General features: G+C 68.7%; 16 protein-coding genes and 2 rRNA genes. 6 read left to right on the top strand and 12 right to left on the bottom strand.

Annotated features, from left to right (window positions below; all coding sequences use genetic code 11):
• Positions 1-218: 218 nt before the first annotated feature.
• Positions 219-1,421 carry a saccharopine dehydrogenase family protein gene (locus AW274_RS34020; RefSeq protein ID WP_062441557.1) on the bottom strand — a complete coding sequence of 401 codons (1,203 nt, stop codon included), beginning with the start codon at positions 1,419-1,421 and terminating at the stop codon, positions 219-221.
• Between the two features lie 88 nt (positions 1,422-1,509).
• A complete protein-coding gene (locus AW274_RS34015) occupies positions 1,510-2,664 on the bottom strand; it encodes a type 2 periplasmic-binding domain-containing protein (protein WP_157520888.1) in 1,155 nt (384 codons plus the stop codon).
• 1,077 nt (positions 2,665-3,741) lie between these two features.
• Here AW274_RS34015 and AW274_RS34005 point away from each other — a divergent pair.
• Complete coding sequence (locus AW274_RS34005; RefSeq protein WP_062442131.1) at positions 3,742-5,178, top strand: MFS transporter; 1,437 nt, start codon at positions 3,742-3,744, stop codon at positions 5,176-5,178.
• A gap of 658 nt (positions 5,179-5,836) precedes the next feature.
• On the opposite strand, the gene AW274_RS34000 is transcribed toward AW274_RS34005, so the two are convergent.
• From AW274_RS34000 to AW274_RS33990, 3 genes are all read right to left on the bottom strand, one after another.
• Positions 5,837-7,303: a CoA-acylating methylmalonate-semialdehyde dehydrogenase gene (locus AW274_RS34000; protein ID WP_062441550.1), complete on the bottom strand. Its 1,467-nt coding sequence runs from the start codon at positions 7,301-7,303 to the stop codon at positions 5,837-5,839.
• Positions 7,300-8,577 (bottom strand): aspartate aminotransferase family protein, encoded by a 1,278-nt coding sequence (locus tag AW274_RS33995; RefSeq protein WP_062441547.1) that lies wholly within the window; start codon positions 8,575-8,577, stop codon positions 7,300-7,302. Before AW274_RS33995 ends, AW274_RS34000 begins: the two co-directional genes overlap by 4 nt.
• Before the next feature lie 67 nt (positions 8,578-8,644).
• Complete coding sequence (locus AW274_RS33990; RefSeq protein ID WP_062441545.1) at positions 8,645-10,114, bottom strand: MFS transporter; 1,470 nt, start codon at positions 10,112-10,114, stop codon at positions 8,645-8,647.
• 54 nt (positions 10,115-10,168) lie between these two features.
• Between AW274_RS33990 and AW274_RS33985 the strand changes: the two genes are divergently transcribed.
• The 4 genes from AW274_RS33985 to AW274_RS33970 all read left to right on the top strand — a co-directional run bounded on the left by AW274_RS33985 (position 10,169) and on the right by AW274_RS33970 (position 13,889).
• Positions 10,169-10,918 (top strand): TetR/AcrR family transcriptional regulator C-terminal domain-containing protein, encoded by a 750-nt coding sequence (locus tag AW274_RS33985; RefSeq protein WP_062441541.1) that lies wholly within the window; start codon positions 10,169-10,171, stop codon positions 10,916-10,918.
• Positions 10,919-10,944: 26 nt separating this feature from the next.
• Positions 10,945-12,543, top strand: a complete 1,599-nt coding sequence (locus AW274_RS33980) for a PucR family transcriptional regulator (RefSeq protein WP_062441537.1) — start codon at positions 10,945-10,947, stop codon at positions 12,541-12,543.
• Positions 12,540-13,574: a DmpA family aminopeptidase gene (locus AW274_RS33975; protein ID WP_062441534.1), complete on the top strand. Its 1,035-nt coding sequence runs from the start codon at positions 12,540-12,542 to the stop codon at positions 13,572-13,574. Before AW274_RS33980 ends, AW274_RS33975 begins: the two co-directional genes overlap by 4 nt.
• A gap of 93 nt (positions 13,575-13,667) precedes the next feature.
• Entirely contained in the window at positions 13,668-13,889 is a 222-nt protein-coding gene (locus AW274_RS33970; protein WP_034382748.1) for a hypothetical protein, read from the top strand.
• Positions 13,890-13,975: 86 nt separating this feature from the next.
• Here the strand turns inward: AW274_RS33970 and AW274_RS42415 are convergent, their stop codons facing one another.
• Positions 13,976-14,161, bottom strand: coding sequence for a hypothetical protein (locus tag AW274_RS42415; RefSeq protein WP_232320612.1), 186 nt, complete (start codon positions 14,159-14,161; stop codon positions 13,976-13,978).
• On the opposite strand from AW274_RS42415, the gene AW274_RS33965 reads away from it, so the two are divergent.
• Positions 14,154-15,467 (top strand): phosphodiester glycosidase family protein, encoded by a 1,314-nt coding sequence (locus tag AW274_RS33965; protein WP_232320611.1) that lies wholly within the window; start codon positions 14,154-14,156, stop codon positions 15,465-15,467. The genes AW274_RS42415 and AW274_RS33965 overlap by 8 nt on opposite strands.
• Here the strand turns inward: AW274_RS33965 and AW274_RS33960 are convergent.
• From AW274_RS33960 to AW274_RS33935, 6 genes are all read right to left on the bottom strand, one after another.
• The gene (locus AW274_RS33960; protein ID WP_062441529.1) at positions 15,457-16,341 is read right to left on the bottom strand and encodes a phenylalanine 4-monooxygenase; all 885 of its coding nucleotides are present in this window, start codon (positions 16,339-16,341) and stop codon (positions 15,457-15,459) included. The genes AW274_RS33965 and AW274_RS33960 overlap by 11 nt on opposite strands.
• 497 nt (positions 16,342-16,838) lie before the next feature.
• A complete protein-coding gene (locus AW274_RS33955; RefSeq protein ID WP_198169543.1) occupies positions 16,839-17,039 on the bottom strand; it encodes a hypothetical protein in 201 nt (66 codons plus the stop codon).
• Positions 17,040-17,625: 586 nt separating this feature from the next.
• A complete protein-coding gene (locus tag AW274_RS33950; RefSeq protein WP_062441523.1) occupies positions 17,626-17,853 on the bottom strand; it encodes a hypothetical protein in 228 nt (75 codons plus the stop codon).
• Positions 17,854-17,855: 2 nt separating this feature from the next.
• Positions 17,856-18,128, bottom strand: a complete 273-nt coding sequence (locus AW274_RS33945) for a hypothetical protein (RefSeq protein ID WP_062441520.1) — start codon at positions 18,126-18,128, stop codon at positions 17,856-17,858.
• A gap of 2,231 nt (positions 18,129-20,359) precedes the next feature.
• A 5S ribosomal RNA gene (rrf, locus tag AW274_RS33940) occupies positions 20,360-20,476 on the bottom strand.
• A 53-nt stretch (positions 20,477-20,529) separates the two neighbouring features.
• Positions 20,530-20,846 (bottom strand): 23S ribosomal RNA (locus tag AW274_RS33935); the annotation flags it as partial.

Genomic DNA, 20,846 nt, shown 5'->3' with positions numbered 1-20,846 from the left:
CGACACATGACCGAGGAGGCGGACAGGTTTGCTGACGTTCGACCCGGCAGGTCTCACCTCGCTCCAGCGCGACGGAGACGCCTGTGTGGTCTGCCACAAGAAATGGCCTCGCCCCCGCGTCCGAGTCGGCCGGTTGCCCGACGACACCACCGTCCACGCGTGTGACGAGTGCGCCGAAGCCCTGCTTCCCGTCGTGCCCCGGCGCGGCGAGCGGCAGCTCACTGCTCGCGGAGCGCCCAAGGAGAGCCGTAGTCGGTGAGCAGGTCGAGGAACGGCACCGCGTCGAAGGCCTCCGGGCCGAGCACGCCCTTGCCCTTCCAGACCCCGTTAGCCAGCAACTCCAGGGCGACGACCGGGTGCACCGCGGTCTGCCACACGACGGCCTGGCAGCCGTACTCGCGCATCGACCACTCGTTGTCGACCACGTGGTAGAGGTAGACCTCGCGCGCCCGGCCGTCCTTGCCGACGCCCTTGACCCAGGTGCCAGCGCAGGTCTTGCCGCGCATGCGGTCGCCGAGGGTCGACGGGTCGGGCAGCGAGGCCGCCACGACGTCGCGCGGCGACACGTCGAGGCCCTTCACCTTCACGGTGCCGGGTGAGTCGAGGCCGAGCTTGCGCAGCGTCTTCAGCACCTCGATGAACTCGTTGCCGAGGCCGTACTTGAAGGTGACGCGGCGGGTGTCGACCCACCGGGGCACCAGCAGCACCTCTTCGTGCTCGACGTTCACGCACTCCACCGGGCCGATGCCCTCGGGGAAGTCGAACACCTCGGGCTCGCTGAACGGCTCGGTGGTGTGCCAGCGGCCGTCCTCCCACACGATCGGGGGGTTCAGGCACTCCTCGATGGTGGTCCAGATGGAGAAGGTCGGGGCGAAGTCGTAGCCGTCGACGCGCAGGTTGGAGCCGTCGCGGATGCCGATCTCCTCGATCGTCTCGAAGAGGTGGTCGGCGGCGTAGCGGGCGAACACGTCGGCGAGACCGGGCTCGACGCCCATGCCGACGAGGGCCAGCTGGTCGCGCTGCTCCCACTGGTCGGCCAGGGCGAACTGGTCGTCGCCGAGCTTCACGCCGGGCATCTCGTAGGGGCGCTGGGGGTGGCGGGCGCTGAGCGACATCGCCATGTCGAGGTAGGTCACCCCGGCGTTCAGGGCGGCGGTGAACAGCGGCATGTCGAAGCGCGGGTCGACGGCGTTGAACAGCACGTCGCACTCGTGGGCCCGCAGGGCCGCCTCGACCTCGGCCGCGTTCGAGGCGTCGAGCCCGATCGCGGAGAAACGGGGGTCTTCGATCCGGGCACATGCGGAAACGGCCCGGTTCACGTCGTAATCGGCAACAACGATGTGGTCGTAGAAACTGCGCCGCGAGGCGATGGCCACCATGGCCGAACCCACGCCACCAGCGCCGACAAGGAGGATCCGCATGCAGAGCAGGCTAACAGCTGACTGACTGACCATTCAATAAGATGGCCGAATTCGACTGGTCCACCAATCAGTGAACTCGTGAGGGGACCTACTCCTCCTTCAGGGAGGTCCAGGCCTTGATCCAGTCGTCATAGGCCGTGCACGACCCCGCGTCGCCGCCGCAGTCGGCGGCCGGGAAGGTGGCGAACACCACACCCTTGTCGGAGTGCCCGTCGCACAACGCCTTCACGCGCGCCTGCTTGGCCGCCTCACCGGGCGGCGCATCCTCAGTGATCTTGTACGTGCACGCCTTCGGGTTCGCCGGCGCGGTCCCCGTCCACCAGGCGACCTCCCGCTGCACGTCGGGCCGCAGCGACCATTCCAGCCAGCTCTCCGCACACGAGGGATGCGCCGCACGGGCGGACACCATCCACGACATCACCCACCCCGTGACCGGCCCCCCGGCCCGCGTGACGCCGACCCCGGCCCCGGCCATGCCGCCCAGCACATAGGGCGTGGCCTGCGCCATCGTCGCCCCGCCCGCGAACCCCTCGATGACCTGGACGGGATCGCGCCAGTAGGCCCGCCCGTCCTTCTTCTTCTCCAGCAGCGCCACGGCCTCGCGGAACTGCCCCGCGCTGAGCTGGTAGGGGTCGTCGACCCCGAGCGACAGCGCGGCGTCGGCGATGGTCAGCGGGGTGTCGCGCAGCAGCACCGGCCCGTCGGCCGCGAAGATCGACCCCTTCGCGCCGTCCTTCACCGCCACCACGGTGGTGTCCCACACGTAGGGCACGCCGTGGTCGCCGACCAGCTCACGCGCCCACTTCGGCAACCCGGAGTAACCCGACACCTTCCCGGTGTCGATGCGCGCCGCCCCGCCGTCGGCGACGAGCTTCCCGGCCAGATCGGGCCCGGCCGCGACCACGTCGAAGGTGTCGACGTTGACGGGATTGCCCGCGACGTACTCCCACGGCCGGTAGGTGACCCGGCACCCGCTCTCCCGCTCGAACGGCGCGACCCAGTTCACCTTCCGGTCGTTGCCGCCCCACTCGACGAACCCCCGAGGCGCCAGCACGGTCAGCGCCCCCTCCCCCGTCCCGGACGCGGTGGGCGACGGCGACGGGGTGCGCGACGGCGAAGGCGTGGCGGACGGCGAGGTGGTCGCGGAGGAGGAGGGGGTCGGCGCGGAGGCGAGCTGCTGACCACAGGCGGCCAGCAGCAGAACGGCGGCCCCGGCGAGGGCGGTGAGACGACGCGACGCCAACGATCCTCCACGGCCTGGAACCGGACTCCCCGGAAGCCTACTCGCAGGTCCTAGGACCAATATCCGAGTGAGTTCTGTCGGTGGGACTCCGTAGAGTCGAGCCCATGAGCTCCACCCCGTTCCGACCTCGCTCGACCACGGCAAGGATCACCACCCTGCTCCACCGGGGGTCCGGCGCATGACCACGGCCGTCTCCCCCGGCATCCGCCGAACGGCTCCAGCGGCGACCCGCCGGGAACCCGCTGAGAACACGCCTCTCCCACCGCGAAGCCAGAAGGCCACCCGCCGGGAACCCGCCGCCCTTCCGGCACGCGGCTCCACGGCGATCCGCCGGGAACCCAGCGAAACCGCACCGCGACCGCCCCGAGGCACCAAGGCCGCTCTCCGCGAATCTCTCGCCCTTCCGCCGCGTAGCGCGAAGACGACTCGCAGCGAATCTCTCGCCCTTCCGCCGCGTAGCGCGAAGACGACTCGCAGCGAATCTCTCGCCTTTCCGCCGCGTAGCGCGAAGACGACTCGCAGCGAATCTCTCGCCCTTCCGCCGCGAGGCCAGAAGGCCACTCGCCGGGAACCTGCCGCCCTTCCGGCACGCGGCTCTCAGGCGATTCGCCGGGAGCCCGCCGAGACCGCACCGCTTCCGTCACGAAGCCCGAAGGCGGCTCGACGGCGATCCGCCGAGAACGCGGCCCGTCCGTCACGAAGCACGAAGGCACCGCGCCGGGAAGCCGCTGAAAACGCCCTCTCCTCACGGAGCACGAAGGCGACTCGCCGAGGGTCCGGCGAGACCGCGCCGCTTCCGCCACGAAGCCTGAAGGCCACTCGCGGAGAGCCCGTCGCCCTTCCGCCGCACAGCCCGAAGGCGATTCACCGGGAGCCCGCGAAGAACCCGCCCCTTCCCTCGCGAAGAAGGAGCACGATCGGCCTGGCCGGGAACTCGCCACGGCTGACGGCGATCCACCAGGCCTCTCCCGCCGAGACCGCGCCGGCTCCGGGCACTGCTCCCAAGGCCGCCATCGTCGGCGCGGCCGCGTCCTGGGCCGGCCACCGTGACAACTGGGTCGCCGCGGGGTGGACGTCGTGACCGCTCCCGTTTCCGCGGCCTCCGGCGCCGCCGAAGACGCGCCGCTCGACCGCACCGCCGTCGCCGTCATCGTGCTGGCCTGCCTGGGCCAGTTCATGGTCGTGCTCGACGTGTCGATCGTGAACGTGGCGCTGCCCGCGATGCGCGCCGAGCTCGGTTTCACCGAGACGGGTCTCCAGTGGGTCGTCAACGCCTACGCGCTCACCTTCGCCGGGCTCATGTTGCTCGGCGGCAGGGCGGCCGACCTGTTCGGCCGCAAGCGCGTCTTCCTCACCGGCGTGGCCGTGTTCGCGCTGGCCAGCCTGCTGGGCGGGCTGGCGGCCGACCCGGCGCTGCTGATCGCGGCACGGGTTCTGCAGGGCGTCGGCGCGGCCGTGCTGGCCCCGACCACCCTCACGATCCTCACCACGACCTTCTCCGAAGGACCACGCCGCACCGCCGCCATCTCCGCCTGGAACGCCGTCGGCGCGGCCGGGGGCGCGGCGGGCGGCATCCTCGGCGGCACCCTCACCGAGCTGCTCTCCTGGCGCTGGACGCTGCTGATCAACGTGCCGATCGGACTGGCCATCGTGATCACCGGCCTGCGGGTGATCGCCCGCGACCGCCCCGAAGGGTCGGCCCGCCTCGACCTGCCCGGCGCGGTGCTGGTCACCGGCGCGCTCACCGCCATCGCCTACGGCACGGTCGAGACCCACGAACACGGCTGGGCCTCCCCGGTCGCACTGGTGCCGCTGATCCTGGGCATCCTGGGGCTCGGGCTGTTCGTCCTGGTCGAGTCGAAGACGGCGAGCCCGCTGGTGCCGCTCGCGCTGCTGAGAGGCCGCACGGTCGCCGGCACCACGATCATCCAGGTGCTGTCCGGGGCCATCTTCTTCGCGATGTGGTACTTCCTGTCGCTGCACATGCAGGGCGACCTCGGCTACACCCCGCTGACGGCCGGCCTGGCGTTCCTGCCCCACGCGCTCACCCTGATCGCCACCGGCAGGCTGGCCCCGCTGCTGCTGCGCCGCATGACCCCGCGCACCCTCCTGATCGGCGCGACCGTCGTCGGCATCGCGGGCATGCTGCTCCAGTCGGCCGTGCTCGACGGCTACGTGCTCGGCCTCCTGATCCCGGGCGTGCTGATGTGCGGCGGCGCAGGCCTGGCCTTCACCCCCCTGGTAGTCCTGGCGACCAACGGAGTGGCCCGGTCGGAGTCGGGCCTGGTGTCCGGCATCCTCGGCGCCTCCCGCCAGGTCGGCGGCTCCCTGGGCCTGGCGGGCCTGGCCACGGTGGCGGCGACCATGCCCACCCCGGAGGCCGGCTACGGCGCGGTGTTCCTGATCGGCGCCGTCCTGATGGCGATCACCATCGTGGTGGCCCTGGTCGTCCTCCCCAACCGCGCCGCGACGAGACGAGCCGCAGAAAAGGCCAGCGTCGGCACAGCCTCGTAACCAGAAGTCCGACGCCGTGAAAAGCCACAGGAGGCGTCCACGTAGCACGACGTCGCCGCGACCAGGCCGGCTATGAAAAGGTCGCGGCGGGGGTCGTCCTGGGTCCAAGCCGAGCGGTCACGCCTTGTCGCGGCGTGCCGCAGGTAGGCCGCGAACAGGCGCAGTAGTCGAGCCACGACGATGTGAGCTGTGGGAAGGCTGCGACGAGCGTCATAGCCGGACGAAGAGGCGATGACGACGCGAGCCCACGGAGGAGCACGCGACAAGCCCCGGCGCAGTGTTCCCAGCCCACGCCGCCCGGCGGCGAACACCATCGCTGTGGCCCCAGCCGTCCTCCCACCACGCCGCGGAGAAGGCGAGCCTCGTAACACAAGACGACGACGTGACAAGGCCAGCCGTGGAGAAGACCGCGACGGGCACGGCGGTGTTCCTGTTCGGCGCTGTTCTGATGGCGAACACCATCACTGGGGCCTTGGTCGTGCCCCTCAGAGCGCCGCGACGATACAAGCCACCGACAGGCCACGGCGAGCATTTGAGCACCGTGCAAACCGAACGACGACGCCGCGACCAAGCGAGCTGCGTAAAGGCCGCGGCAGGCGTCGTCGCCGGTCAGCGGCAGGCCGCCGTTTGCGACATGCGGCCTGCCGTCCCGCCCGGGTCAGCCGTTCGTCGGGAAGCCCAGGTTCACGCCTCCGTGTGACGGGTCGAGCCATCGTGATGTGACGACCTTCCCCCGCGTGTAGAAGTGCACGCCCTCGACCCCGTGCACGTGGGTGTCGCCGAACAGGCTGGCCTTCCAGCCGCCGAAGCTGTAGAAGGCCATGGGAACGGGGATCGGCACGTTCACGCCGACCATGCCCACCTCCACCTCGTTCTGGAATCGGCGGGCGGCGCCGCCGTCGTTGGTGAAGATGGCGGTGCCGTTGCCGTATTCGCCCTCGTTGATCAGGGTCAGGCCCTCCTCGTACGAGGCCACGCGCACCACCGACAACACCGGGCCGAAGATCTCCTCGCGGTGGGTGCGGGAGCCGGGGGGCACGTGGTCGACGACCGTGGGGCCGAGCCAGAAGCCGTCGCCGTCGGGGAGGTTCTCGCGGCCGTCCACGACGATTTTGCCTTCGCCGAGGTCGAGGTAGGAGGCGACCTTGTCGCGGTGGGCCTTGGTGACCAGGGCGCCCATCTCCGAGGCGGGGTCGTCGCCGGGACCGATCTTGATCTTGCGGGCTCTCGACGCGATCTTCTCGACCAGTTCGTCGCCGATCGGGTCGACGGCCAGCACCACCGAGATGGCCATGCAGCGTTCGCCCGCCGAGCCGAAGCCCGCGGAGACCGCCGAGTCGGCGACCAGGTCGAGGTCGGCGTCGGGGAGGACCAGCATGTGGTTCTTCGCGCCGCCGAGGGCCTGGACGCGCTTGCCGTTGGCGGTGCCGGTCTCGTAGACGTACCGGGCGATCGGGGTGGAGCCGACGAAGCTGACGGCCTTCACGTCGGGGTGCGTCAGGAGCCGGTCGACGGCGACCTTGTCGCCCTGGACGACGTTGAACACGCCGTCGGGCAGGCCCGCCTGCTTCCACAACTCCGCGATCAGCAGGGACGCCGACGGGTCGCGTTCCGACGGCTTCAGGACGAACGTGTTGCCGCAGGCGATCGCCACCGGGAACATCCACATCGGCACCATGGCCGGGAAGTTGAACGGGGTGATGCCGGCGACGACGCCGAGGGGCTGGCGGATGGAGAACGAGTCGACGTTGGTCGAGACGTTCTCGGAGAAGCCGCCCTTCAGCAGGTGCGGGATGCCGCAGGCGAACTCGACGACCTCCAGGCCGCGCGCCACCTCGCCGAGGGCGTCGGAGTGCACCTTGCCGTGTTCGGCCGAGATGAGGGCGGCTAGGGCGTCGCGGTTGGCGTACAGGAGCTCCCGGAATTTGAAGAGCACGTGGGCGCGCTTGACGAGCGAGGCGTCCCGCCAGGCCGGGAAGGCGCGTCTGGCGGCGGCGACCGCCTCGTCGACCTGGGCGGGCGAGGCCAGGGCGACCCGGTCGCTCTCCGAGCCGGTGGCCGGGTTGTAGACGGGAGCGGTCCGTTCGGACTCGTGGCGGGTTCCGTCGATCCAGTGGGTGATCACAGCGACTCCAGTGCGGTCACGATGATGCCCAGGCCTTCGCGGGCCTCCTCCTCGGTCAGGGTGAGGGGCGGGGCCATGCGGATGGTGTGGCCGTAGAGGCCGCCCTTGCCCGCGAGCAGGCCGAGCTTCTTCGTCTCTTCCATGAATTTCGCGGCCAGCTCGGGCGACGGCGAACCGTCGGGGCCGACCAGCTCGACGGCGAACATCAGGCCCTTGCCGCGCACGTCGCCGACGACCGGCAGGCGCGGAGCGGCCTCGCGCAGGCCGTCGATGATGATCGCGCCGGTCTTGGCCGCGTTGGCCTGCAGGTCGTGGTCGAGCACGTAGTCGAGGGTGGCGTTGGCGGCGGCCATCGCGACCGGGTTGCCGCCGAAGGTGGCCAGGCCGACGGCGTGCAGGTTGTCCATCAGGTCGCCGCGCGCGACGACGCCGCCGACGGCGAAGCCGTTCCCGAGGCCCTTGGCGAAGGTCATCATGTCGGGGGTGACGCCGTGGTTCTGGATGCCGAAGAACGATGATCCGGTACGCCCCCAGCCCGTCTGCACCTCGTCGGAGATGAACAGGATGCCCTGTTCCGCCAGCACCTCCTGGTAGGCCCGGAACAAGCCGTCGGGGGCCATGGTGAACCCGCCGACGCCCTGGATCGGCTCGGCGATGATCGCGGCGACGTCGCCGCCGACGGCGGTGGCCAGCACGTGCCGGAGGTCGTCGACGCAGGCGGCGATGTACTGCTCGTCGCTCATGCCGCGGAACTGGGTCAGGTGGCGGTCGGCGCCGTGCAGGAAGTGCACGTTCAGCGGCGACAACGAGTTGTTCTTCCACGACCGGTTCGAGGTGACCGCGACGGTGCCGAACGACCGGCCGTGGTAGCTCTGCCGCATCGCCAGGATCTGGTCGGTCTTGCGGGCGTAGGTGGCCAGCAGCAGCGCGGTCTCGTTGGCCTCGGTGCCGGAGTTGGTGAAGAAGACCTTGGCGTCCGGGATGCCCGACAGGCGGGCGATCTTCTCGGCCAGCTCGACCTGGCCGCGCAGCAGGTAGACGGTCGAGGTGTGCACGACCCCCGTGGCGATCTGGCGCTCCACGGCGTCGCGGACCTCGGCGACGTCGTAGCCGATCATGTTGGTCAGGATCCCGGCGAAGAAGTCGAGGTAGGACTTCCCGTTCGCGTCGACGACGCGGTTGCCCTTACCGCTGACGATCTCGATGGGCTCGTTGTAGTAGAGGGCCAGCCAGTTGGGCATCACCGCGCGGTGGCGGGCAAGAAGGTCCGACATGCCTTGAGTATCCCGGCTCATAACTGCTGGCCATACCCGCAGCATGTCGGACCATCCATGTGTTCCCTTACACAGTGACGGGCTCGGGAACGGGCGCCTTCCGGGGCAGCACGACCAGCGCGACCAGGGCCGCGAGCAGGGTGAACCCGAGCCCCACCCACGACCCGATCGACATGGCCGAAAGGAACGACTCCTTGCCGGCCAGCACCAGGCCGGGCACGCCGCTGTCCAGCGCCGCGTTGATCGACTCCCGGGCCGGCTCCGGCGCGTCGGCCGGCATCGCCGCCGTGTACGCCGCCGCCAGCACGCTCCCCAGCACCGCGATCGACAACGCTCCGCCGACCTGCTGGACGGTGTCGTTGAGCGCCGAACCGACCCCGGCGTGCCTGGGCGGCACCGCGCCCATCAGGGTCGCGTACGCGGCCGGGCCGGCCAGGCCGCCGCCCACGCCCATGACGATCAGGCAGGTGATCAGGAAGCCGTACCCGTCGGCGACGTCGAGCGTCGAGAGCAGGCCGAACGCACCCGCCAGCACGGTGAGGCCGGTCACGATCAGGGTCTTGTTGGACACCTTCTTGCCGAGGGCCGCCCCCAGGCCGCTGAAGAGGAACGAAGCCACCACGTAGGGGACGAGGGCGAGGCCGGCCTGGAGGGGCTCGTACCCGAGGACGAACTGCAGGTACTGCGTGAGGGCCAGCATGAGCGCGCCCGCGCCGAAGGAGAGCAGCACGATCGAGAACGACGCCCCGGCGAACGAGCGGTCGCGGAACAGTTCCAGCGGCAGCAGCGGATGGCTGGCCCGGCGCTCCCACCACACGAACCCGCCGATCGCCAGCACCGCGACGGCGGTCATGAGCGGGTCGAACCCGTGCTGCGGCAGCATGATCACGACCCAGACGGCGGAGCTCAGACCGACGATCGAGAGCACCACCCCGAGCGGGTCGAAGCCGCGGGGCTCGCCCTTCGACTCGGGCATCAGCAGCAGCGCGGCGACGATCGCGACGATCGCGATGGGGATGTTCAGGAGGAAGACCGAGCCCCAGTAGTAGTGGTGGAGCAGGAAACCGCCCAGGGTCGGCCCGGCGATCACGCCGACGCCGGCGACGGCGCTCCAGGCGGCGATGGCCGTACGGCGTTCGTCCTCGTCGAAGACCGTGATGAGGATCGACAGGGTCGAGGGCATCATGAACGAGCCGCCCACCCCCATCAGCACCCGCGCCCCGATGAGGTGCCAGGGCTCGGTCGCGAGCATGGCCAGCCCGGAGGCCGCGCCGAAGATCACCAGGCCGACGACGAGGAACCTGCGGCGGCCGTAGCGGTCGGAGAGGGATCCCGCCGTGAGCAGCAGCCCCGCGAAGACGAGGATGTAGCCGTCGATGATCCACTGGACGTCGGCGGGCGTGGCGCCGAGGTCGCGCATGAGCGCCGGGATGGCCAGGTTCAGCACGGTGTTGTCCACCACGAGAACCAGCAGGGCCAGGCAGAGGGCGACGAGAATCCACCAACGACGGGGGTCTCGTACAGTGTTCGAGGTCACTCGCACACTGTACGACGATTCTCGAACAGTGTGCGAGCGAATTACTGTGGACAGATGCCGGAACAGCGCTTCACCAGCGTGTGGACGCGGGAGCACAAGCCGCGCCGCGCGCAGCAGGGCCTCAGCCGCGAGCAGATCGTGCGGGCGACGGTCGAGCTGCTCGACGCCGAGGGCATGGAGGCGCTCAGCATGCGCAAACTCGGCGCCAGGCTCGGGGCCGGGGCCACCAGCCTCTACTGGCACGTCGCCAACAAGAACGAACTGCTCGAACTGGCCATGGACGAGGTCTTCGGCGCGGTCCGCATCCCCGATTCGGAGAGCTGGCGGGAGGTCACGAGCAACGTGGCCTGGGGGCTGCGCGCCGCGATCATGGCCCATCCCTGGTTCACCTTCGTGCTGGGCTCGCTGCCCGCTCTCGGCCCCAACGCCATGAACTGCTCGGCCACGCTCTGCGCCGCCCTGGCGCGCGCGGGCTTCCAGAAGCACGACATCGACTACGCCGGGGCGGCGATCCTGTCGTACACCATCGGCGCCACCGCCCCCGAGGCCGCCTACACCTCGGCCCTGAAGAGCCGGGGCATCACCATGGAACAGGCCCAGCGCGATCTCGCCCCCGCGGTCGAGGAGGCCGCCCGCGCCCACCCCGAGATCCACGCGCGGTTCCAGGAGGCCGTCGAGAGCACGATCGACCCGATCGCGCACCGGCAGCTCTCGTTCGACTTCGGGCTGGTCTCCATGCTCGACGGCCTGTCCATGCGGCTCCCCCGAAGTGCTGATATGTCGGCCGACCACCTGACAAAGTGAGACGTTGAGCGGCTAATGTCGCTGACATGCTCCCCACCGTCGCGGACGTGCTCTCCCTCGACACGGTCCGGCGCGGCGACCCCACCGTGGTGGCGGGCGCCGACCGGCTGAGCGGCCGGGTCCGCTGGGTCCACGTGGGCGAGATCACCGACATCGCCCCCCTGCTGCGCGGCGGCGAACTGGTGCTCACCACCGGCGTCGCGCTGCCGCCCGAGCCCGACAAGCTGGCCGACTACGTGGCCGACCTGGCTCAGGTCGGCGCGTCGGGTCTGGTCGTCGAACTGGGCCGCCGGTTCGTCAGCGAACTGCCCGCCGCCGTCGTCGCGTCGGCCGAAGAGCACGGGCTGCCGCTGATCACGCTCGCCCGCGAGACGCCGTTCGTGCAGATCACCGAGTCGGTGCACAACATGATCATCGACTCGCAGCTCCAGGAGCTGCGCGCCTCCGAGCAGCTCCACGAGATCTTCACCGAGCTCTCGGTCGAGGGCGCCTCCCCCGCCGAGGTGCTCGCCCAGGTGGCCCGCTTCTCCGGCCGCCCGGTCATGCTGGAGAACCTGGCCCACCAGGTGCTCGCCTGCGACTCGGCCGGGCAGGACGTCGGCGCGCTGCTGGCCAGCTGGGAGACCCGCTCGCGCGCGGTCTCCCCCGAGGGCCGCACCGCCTACGACGAGGCCGCCGGCTGGCTGGTCACCGTGGTCGGCGCGCGCGGCCAGGACTGGGGCCGGCTCATCCTGCTCACCGACCGCCCGCCGGGGCCGCGCGACATCGTGCTGGCCGAACGGGCCGCCACCACCCTCGCTCTTGGACGTCTCCTCGAACGCCACCAGCTCTCGCTGGAGCGCCAGGCCCACGGCACGATCCTCACCGGCATCCTCAGCCACGCCTACGCCGACCCCGAGGAGGCCGCCGCCCGCGCCCGCGCGGTGGGCGTGCCGCTGACCGGCCGCAAACTGGTCAGCGTCGTGATCAGGCCGACCACCCCCGGCGAGGGCACCTTCGACGAACAGGCCCGGCTCGCCGACCTGGCCGACCTCACCGCCGCCGCCTGCCGCGACGCCCGGCTGCCCGCCCTGGTGGGCGCCCTCGACCAGGCCCACGTCGGCGTGCTGCTCCCGCTGCCGCCCCGCGTCGGCGCGGAGTCGGCGCTCACGACCCTGGCCGAGCGGCTCCGCGCCGCCGGGGCGGTCCTCGCCGCCGGTTCGACGGTCGATTCTCTTCGTGATGTACGCCGCAGCTTCCTCGAAGCCGAACAGGTCGCCGACGTGGCCGTGCGCCAGCACGACGGCCGCCCCTACTACCGGCTGCCCGACCTGCGCCTGCGGGGCCTGCTGCACCTGCTGCGCGACGACGCCCGGCTGCAGACCTTCGCCGAACGGGAACTCGGCCCGCTGCTGGCGCACGACGCCCAGCGCAACTCCGACCTGACCCGCATCCTGCGCATCTATTTGGAGGCGGGCCGCAACAAGGCGGTCGCCGCCCAGCGCGCCCACCTATCGCGGCCGGCCTTCTACGACCGCCTGCGCCGCCTGGAGCGGGTGTTGTCGACCGACCTCGACGACGTCGACTCCTGCTTGTCGCTGCACGTCGCGCTGCTGGCGCTGGAGTCGTTCAGGGAGACCCGATGAGAGCCCGCGACCACGGCATCGTGATCGGCACCTTCCCGCCGGGCCCGCACAACGCCCTCACCGACGTGCCGGGGGTCAGGGTCGGCCACACGACGCTCGTCTCGGGCGCGTCGGTCCGGACCGGCGTGACGGTCATCCTGCCGCACGACGGCGACACCTTCGCCGAACCGGTGTTCGCCGGCTACCACTGGCTCAACGGCAACGGCGAACTGACCGGCCTGGCCTACGTACGCGAACTCGGCATGCTCGCCTCCCCCATCGGCCTGACCAGCACCGGCTCGGTCGGCGTGGTGCGCGACGCCCTGTCGGCCCTCGACCCCGGCGGCCAGGGCTGGTCGCTGCCCGTGGTCGGGGAGACCTGGGACGGTTCGCTCAACGACATCACCGGCCGCCACGTGACGGCCGAGCACGTGGTCGAGGCGTTCTCGGCCGCGTCCGGCGGCCCGGTCGCCGAGGGCGCGGTCGGCGGCGGCACCGGGATGATCTGCCACGGCTTCAAGGGCGGCGCGGGCACGGCCTCGCGGGTCGTCGGCGGCTACACGGTCGGCGTCTACGTGCAGGCCAACCACGGGCACCGCGAGCGGCTCACCGTGAACGGCGTCAACGTGGGCCGCCACCTGGGCCCCTCTGGGGTGCCCCACGAGGGCGCCGGGTCGATCATCGGCGTGGTCGCCACCGACGCGCCGCTGCTGCCGCACCAGTGCAGCCGGCTGGCCAAGCGCGCCGGGCTCGGCGTCGGCCGCACCGGCGGCGCGGGCGAGAACTCCAGCGGCGACGGCTTCCTGTGCTTCAGCGTCGGCAACCGCACCCTCCCGGCCAACGTGCTCGACGCGAAGGTGCCGGAGACCTATCAGGTGACCGTCATGGCCGACGACCACCTCGACCCGCTCTACCACGCCGTCATCGAGGCCACCGAGGAGGCGATCGTCAACGCGCTCGTGGCCGGGGAGACGATGACGGGTTTCACCGGCCTGACCGTCGAGGGCCTCGACGGCGCCCGGCTGGCGTCTCTCCTCCGCACGACAAGGTGAGATAAGGATTCGTTTCCACCAGGTGTAAAACCTGCCCCACCCCACGAACCGGGCATTCCGGGTTCACCCTCCGGGGCGTGATTGTCTCGCTACGTGACGATAACCGAGTCCGAGACCCCGCCTCGCGCCTTCCCGGCCCCCGACCACCGCGCGATCGTGCGCGCCCTGTCGGCGCGTTTCCCCCACTGGAGCATCTGGTACGGCTCCGCCACCGGCCACTACTGGGGCCTGCGCCGATTCGACGACGGGCGAATCGGCTTCATCGAGGCGCTCTCCCCGCAGGAGTTCGTACGTCAGGCGACGACCGGCTATTGACCAGGCGAAATACCCAATTCGGTCGAGATTTCTCATACCGGTTGGCGTGTTTCGCCCACTTATAAGCGCCAATCTCGCCACGATGGTCACTCACGACCACTATTGGGGAGAGACCATATGAGAGGCCGTCTGACCGTCGCAATCACCGCACTGGCATCCGTTTTGCCGGTTATGCCGGTTTTTGCCGACAGCCAGAAGACCACGGGACTGCCGTCGTCGAGCTTTCCGCTGGGGGTTCCCGGATTGGCGAAGACGACCTCGAAGATGGTCATACCGGGCATCGAATACATCACCTTGCGCCACGGCACGAACAAGGACGGCTACACCGTCAGCGTGCTGGCCGGCGCGAACGACGCGTACACCCAGCGCACGGCGGAGAAGCAGGCTCTCGCCGTGCAGATGGCCGGGTTCGAACCCGTGGTGGTGAAGTTCACCCGGCCGGCGATCGCCGACTACCCGGCGCAGGACTACTGGATGGTCCGCATCGGCCAGTGGCCTCTGAGCGAGAAGAAGGAGGCCGACAAGGTCGTCAAGGAGCTCAAGAAGGCCGGGATCAGCTCCAAGGCCGACTACACGGGCGACGACGGCTTCGTCACCGCGGGCCCCTGGTCGATGAAGATCCTGATGGTCGACCCGAGGTCGTTCCGCGGCAGCTTCGCCGCCAGCCTCGGCAAGAAGACGGCCGTCCGGGAGCGCGTCACCGACATGGCCAAGGGTTCGGGCGCCATCGCCGGCGTCAACGGCGGCTTCTTCGACATCCACACGGGCGCCGCCTACCGGGGCGACCCCACGGGCATCTCGGTCGTCGGCGGCAAACTGCTCAGCGAGGCCGTCGAGGGCCGCACGGCGGTCGTGCTGAAGGGCCGCACCGCCCGCATCACCGAACTGAAGTCGGCGGTGAACGTCGCCGCCGGCGGCGCGCTCGCCCCCGTCGCGGGCGTGAACCGGGTCGGCAAGGACGGCGAACTCGTCCTCTACACCGAGGAGTTCGGCGCCAGCACCCCGAAGGTCGGCACGACCGAGGTCGTCATCGACCCCTCGGGCGTCGTCACGGCGGTGCGCTCGCCGGGCGCCAAGATCATGAAGGGCATGCGGGTGCTCCAGGGCGTCGGCGTGGGCGCCGACTGGCTCGCCGCGTACGCCCCCGAGGGCGGCAAGGTCCAGCTCAAGACGACGGTCACCGACCTGCGCAAGAAGCGGACCGTTCCGCTCACCCCCGACACCCACATCGTGGGCGGCGGCGTCGGCCTGGTGAAGAACGGCAAGACCTGGATCACCGCCTCGACCGACGGCATGGCGAACATCAACATGATCGTCCGCCGCCACCCGCGCACCCTCGCGGGCGTGACGCGCAACGGCAAGCTGATCCTGGCCGTCGTCGACGGCCGCGCCCCCGGCCAGACCGTCGGCGCCTCCTTCCACGAGGCCGCCCGCGTCATGCAGTGGCTCGGCGCCCGCGACGCCATCAACCTCGACGGCGGCGGCTCCAGCGCCATGGTCGTCAAGGGCAAGGTCGTCAACAAGCCCAGCGACGGCGCGGAGCGCGCGGTCGGCGACGCCCTGCTGATCAGGCCGTAGTGCGCAGCTTGGCGATCATCTCGTCATCGCACGACGCCCAGAACTGACCGACGACCTCTTCGAGGTGGTCGAACGAGGCCGCCTCGAAGAGCACGTCCTGGTAGTGGGTGATGTCGTAGGCCGTCGTCCCCATCACGGTGACGTCGAGGGGCCGGATGTCCATGCCCCGGAACTCCTCGATCTCGCCGTACGAGCTGAGGATCCCGGCCCCATAAGCCTTGAGATCGCGTCCCTCCCGCATGACCCCGAACTCGAGGGTGAACCAGAACACCTTCGACACGAACTCCAGCGCCTCGGCCGTCTCCACCCGCCGCGCCGCCTGCCCCGCCAGCCGGTAGAGCGCCGCGAAGCGCTCGGACGCCAGCGTGTTGCCGTGCCCGATGACCTCGTGGATGACGTCCGGCTCCGGCGTGTAGAACGGCACCGAGTGATGCCGGATGTACTGCGTCGAGTGGAAGAACGAGTCGGCCAGCACGCCGTAGAACTCCCGCAACGGCACCAGCCCCGCGGCCGGCAGATACCGGAACCCGGTCAGCGGCTTCAGCAGCTCACTGACCTCCTCGAGCTGCGGGATGCGATCCTTGGGCAGCCCGAGCTCCTCGGAGGCGTCGAGGAACTGGCTGACGGCGTACTTCCGGTGCTTGACGGCCAGCTCCCGGGTCACCAGGGTCCAGACCTCGTGCTCCTCGTCGGAGTACTCGGCGTGCGGGATGGGCTCCCCCCGCGTGTAACCCACGGCGAGCCCGGCGATGGCGTTGCGACGCGCCCGATATACGGGGTCGGCGAACCCCGGATGGCTCTTGGCCAGCTCAACGGTGACGGACCCGTCCTCGTTGGCGGCGACAGGAGCGAAGTACTGCGCTTCCTCAAACATCTACAAATGACAACAAGAGGGGAGGCAGAAGAGCAAGTATCCGCAGCTCAACCTAGACAATCCGGTCAATCTGCGTGGTGGATCCGGGTGGGGAGTAGACAGATTGCGGGGTGTACGGGGGATCGCGTTTGCCCCGGCTCCGAGCGGGGCCGACCGGCGGCGAGAACGGTCCTGGATTGGGACTGGCGTGACCGCTGATATGTATGTGTCGCGACGACGGCTTCGCATCCTGTCAGAGGCCAGAGCCCGAACGAGATTGGCTGTCATGCCCTCCGAGCCGCACTGGTGAAAGCGCGTCTGCGGGGTGAGCCCTGAACCGGTCGGACAGCAGGTGAGAGGCGGTGCCGGCCGCGGCTCAGACCAGAAGGCACCGCCGTCTGAGGCTCGCGACCAAGGAAACGTCTCAGAGTCGGTCGACGGCCTCACGAGTTCTAGCGTCGTTTGGGGATGACCCCACAGGCGAGATCACGGGACACCGGGCAGACCGGCCCCGAAAGCTACCGCCGAGGATCGTTCAACAGCGTGAAGCCGTTCGAGTCGTCCTGGCTGATGGCATCCACCCGAAAGGTCCGTCCGGGCAACTCCCCGGTGGGCAACCCGGCCTGCTGCGCGATTCTGGCCGACGGGACGCGCAGCGGCGCGGTGGCAGGGTGCCGCGAAGTGACGAGTTCGGAGACGTCTCCGACGTTGAGCAGCACAAGCGCGTGGCCCGGGGGGATCGGGTCAGAGTGGCTGCGGAGCCTACTCATCGGTTCATCGCGCCCTTCTCGATAGGACGTCACCCAGATCAAAGTCGCCGTGAACACCCAGCCCGTTCAGGGTGACAAAAGCGTGAAGGGCGAGCACGGCAAACCGAATGGGTCGGGTTGGCCGTGCCTTCAATCTGCGAGTGTCGGCTTGGAACGCCCGAGCCGGTAGATGCCGCATACGGTCGAGGCGCTCATATCGGCTACAGAGATGCACCATAGGTGGTCTGAGAGCTAGTTCCTGTCGATTCGGCGAGACGCAAGGTAGTCCTACTTATCCCTACCGTCGTGTGCTGTTCTGCGCACCTTTCCTTCTCGCTGGTTCTTAGACATCAGCGCGTCGACTCCCGCGTGCCGGAGATAGGACTTCGGGGGTTGTTGCGGAGTTGGTCATCCAATCTTTCTGCGTAAGCTTCTGCGGAGATGAGGTGGCCGATTAGCAACTGACCCGAACTGATCAAGGTGATGTGAGCAGCCAGTTCACCAGGGCTCCAGAAACTTGTTGTGACCCGCAGAGGAAGACCAGAATGAACAATGATCATTCATGCGCCTTCTCGCCAAGCACCCGGTCTGCAGTGCTGCTGAGCATGGCAGCGGCCGAGGATAGTTCCCGGAGCTGCTCCGGCGTCATCCGAGCGAGCGCCGTCTGCAGGCGGGGGAGGTTCCCGCGGTAAGCCCAGTTCATGGCAGCTTGGGCCTCAAGTATGTTGCTCAGCCTGGCGACGTTGTCAGAGATCCCTCTCGGCGGTTCCTGCTCCTCGGTCACGATCAGTCCTCCCAGCCGAGCGGCGGGCCGACGGCTCTGAGCCAGATGGGTGAGAGGCCGAGCACGACAACTTCAGCCTCGGCGTCGCTCCCCAGCAGGAGCGTCACGGTCTCACTCAGCACGTGGAAAGGGGCGTCTGGCGATCCCTCAGTCACGTCGACGGTCCAGGTGCCGACGCTCGCTCGTCGGGTCGCTGAACGGTGATGGAAGACATGGACCGGAACCTCGATCTCTCCGTGGACCAGTGCTCGGGCCCCGGTGTAGTAGATGCTCATGGCCGTGGCTCCTGAGCTTGAGTAGAAAGTAGATCTCTTCGGACAATCCACGGAAAAGAGAATTGACGGTATGTCTACGTCGAAAACACCGTGCTACTGCAATGCGTCGAGCTGCTTCTCTAGCACGTCATCTGGTGCGAACATACGCCATGTCGCGGACGAAAGGTTGACTTTCAGGAGGGACATATCGGTGCCAGGGATCGCCGCGAGGTGAGCGCACAGGCGGGCTTCTACAAAGGCAACGGCAGTCCTGCAATCCAAAACGACCGAAGGATGGAGGTATGGGGCACCTCACCCCAAAACATCCGTGACTTCGCCCCTGCGACTTCGGATAGATCAGCGCCCCGTTTGATCTTCGATTAGCTTCCATGCAGTGGATATGAGTGGGAGCAGGGCGGTGATGTCAGCGCCAAGGGTTCCATTTCTTGAAGATGCTCCGTGGGATTGGTCTTCAAAGACCCCAGAAATTGGGTGACGCGTCATGAGATCGACCCGGTGGAACTTTCTATTCCTCACCGCAGTCGGGATAGATCTCGCTCCCCGCCTGCCGACCAGAGCTCCTGGAAATGGCGCCTAGGCTTCACCACCTCCGCAGAACCAGTACACGACTAAGCCGACGCTCGACTGGACTGCCGGCGCGATTGCCCGGGCCCATGATCACCTATGAAATGCAGAAAGCCCAGCCGCAGCAGCCGGGCAAATGCGCCTGCGCAGAACCCGCCGCCGCCATCGGCGTAAGCCCCGCGGACACCACTACGGAAAGACGAGAGCCCAACCGCTAGTAACCAGCCGCAATCCAGTGAAACGACGGACTCTGGCCGCGAGGCCGAGCAGCCAGCACGCGGGCACGGAGCCCGACGCCACCCATCAACGCCAGGTCCACACGGAAACCCAACGCGGCAAAGCCCTGCCACGGCAGCCGAGTAAGAAACACCTCTGGAGAGCCCGACCTAGTCACCGGCACAGGCCAGCAGAACAGCCCGGAAACAACGGAAGCCCAGCCATGCCGGCCGGGCTGATCCCACAACCCTCGAAACAACGAAAGACGACCGCAAGGCTGGGCAGACAACACCCGCACGCGGAAGCGTCACCACCGGCGTAGACGCGCAGAAGGGCCCGGAAAAAACGTAAGCCCGGCCACGGTAGCCGGACTCACTCCACACATCGTGAAGTAGCGACCCCCGACCGCATGGCCGAGCCAAGAACGCACCCTCGCAGAACCTCGCCTACCACCCACGCCAGGCTGCGAACGCACCGGAAGCGACGGAAGCCCAGCCATGCCGGCCGGGCTCATTCGACAACCCTCGAGCCGGCGGAGGCCGGCCGCAAACCTGGGTAGACAACGCTCACGCGGACTCGTCATTACTGGCGCCGGCTCGCAAACAGCCTGGAAACAACGAGGGCCCAGCCGCAGTAGCCGGTCACATCTGCAACCCGTGAAGTAGCGACGCCCGACCGCATGGCCGAGCTAAGAACACACCCTCACGGAACCTCGACTTCCACCCTCGCAAGCCTGCGAACGCCCCGGAGACGACGGAAGCCCAGCCATGCCGACCGGGCTCATTCGACAACCCTCGAACCGGCGGAGGCCGGCTGCACAGCTGGCAGACCATACGCCCCCGCGGAACCATCACCAGCACGGGCCCGAGAACGCCACCCGGGGAACAGCGAAAGCCCGGCCGTAGTAACCGGGCTGAATCCACACCAGTGAAATAGCGAAAGCCCGACCGCATGGCCGGGCCAAGAGCACCAACGCGTGGAACCCCGCTCTTCACCCGCGCAAGCCCGCGAACACAATCCAGGAACGACAAAAGCCCGACCGCAGACCACCCGCAGTGAATACCCTCCTGCGGAACCCGACGCCCTCGCCGACGCAGGCCCGCAGAACAGCCCGAAGCAACGAAGCCCGGCCGCAGTAGCCGAGCTCATTCCACTACCCCGAAATGAAGAAGGCCCGGCCGTAGTAGCCGGGCTGAATCCACACCAGTGAAATAGCGAAAGCCCGACCGGCATGGTCGGGCCAAGGACACCACCGCGTGGACCCCGCGCTACCACCGCGCAGGCCCGCAAACACTACCCATGAAATGGCGAAAGCCCGGCCGCACCCGGCCGGGGCTTATCCACCTGCGGAAACGACGAAAGCCCGACCGCCACTGGCCGGGCTCAATACACAACCCCTGAAACGTCGAGGGCCCCAACCATCACTGGCTGGGGCCCTCGGTATAAAGATTGTCCGGCGGTGTCCTACTCTCCCACACCGTCCCCGGTGCAGTACCATCGGCGCTGGAGGGCTTAACTTCCGGGTTCGGAATGTAACCGGGTGTTTCCCCTCCGCCATAACCGCCGTAACTCTAGCGAACCTGCTTGTGGTTCGAGAGTTGCATAGTCGACGCGAACATTTATGGTCAAGTCCTCGGCCTATTAGTACCGGTCAGCTCCACACATTACTGTGCTTCCACTCCCGGCCTATCAACCCGGTCGTCTACCGGGGGCCTTACCCCAACAAAGGGTGGGAGACCTCATCTCAAGACGAGCTTCCCGCTTAGATGCTTTCAGCGGTTATCCCTTCCGAACGTAGCCAACCAGCCGTGCCCTTGGCAGAACAACTGGCACACCAGAGGTTCGTCCGTCCCGGTCCTCTCGTACTAGGGACAGCCTCTCTCAAGTCTCCTGCGCGCGCAGCGGATAGGGACCGAACTGTCTCGCGACGTTCTAAAC

Origin of the sequence: Herbidospora daliensis (assembly GCF_001570585.1) — a bacterium.
Taxonomy (GTDB): Bacteria; Actinomycetota; Actinomycetes; order Streptosporangiales; family Streptosporangiaceae; genus Herbidospora; species Herbidospora daliensis.
Note: the sequence above shows the minus strand (reverse complement) of the source record. Positions and strands in the feature narration are given on the sequence as shown.

What these genes read in the sequence shown, in the direction of transcription:
- AW274_RS34020 (WP_062441557.1), bottom strand. Translation starts at nt 1,421, where the DNA reads ATGCGGATCCTCCTTGTCGGCGCTGGTGGCGTGGGTTCGGCCATGGTG.
- AW274_RS33995 (WP_062441547.1), bottom strand. Translation starts at nt 8,577, where the DNA reads ATGTCGGACCTTCTTGCCCGCCACCGCGCGGTGATGCCCAACTGGCTG.
- AW274_RS33945 (WP_062441520.1), bottom strand. Translation starts at nt 18,128, where the DNA reads ATGAGCATCTACTACACCGGGGCCCGAGCACTGGTCCACGGAGAGATC.
- AW274_RS42415 (WP_232320612.1), bottom strand. Translation starts at nt 14,161, where the DNA reads ATGACCATCTTCGAGGTCGTCTTCGCCAATCCGGGAACCCCCAGCGGA.
- AW274_RS33980 (WP_062441537.1), top strand. Translation starts at nt 10,945, where the DNA reads ATGCTCCCCACCGTCGCGGACGTGCTCTCCCTCGACACGGTCCGGCGC.
- AW274_RS33985 (WP_062441541.1), top strand. Translation starts at nt 10,169, where the DNA reads ATGCCGGAACAGCGCTTCACCAGCGTGTGGACGCGGGAGCACAAGCCG.
- AW274_RS33960 (WP_062441529.1), bottom strand. Translation starts at nt 16,341, where the DNA reads ATGTTTGAGGAAGCGCAGTACTTCGCTCCTGTCGCCGCCAACGAGGAC.
- AW274_RS33975 (WP_062441534.1), top strand. Translation starts at nt 12,540, where the DNA reads ATGAGAGCCCGCGACCACGGCATCGTGATCGGCACCTTCCCGCCGGGC.
- AW274_RS33965 (WP_232320611.1), top strand. Translation starts at nt 14,154, where the DNA reads ATGGTCATACCGGGCATCGAATACATCACCTTGCGCCACGGCACGAAC.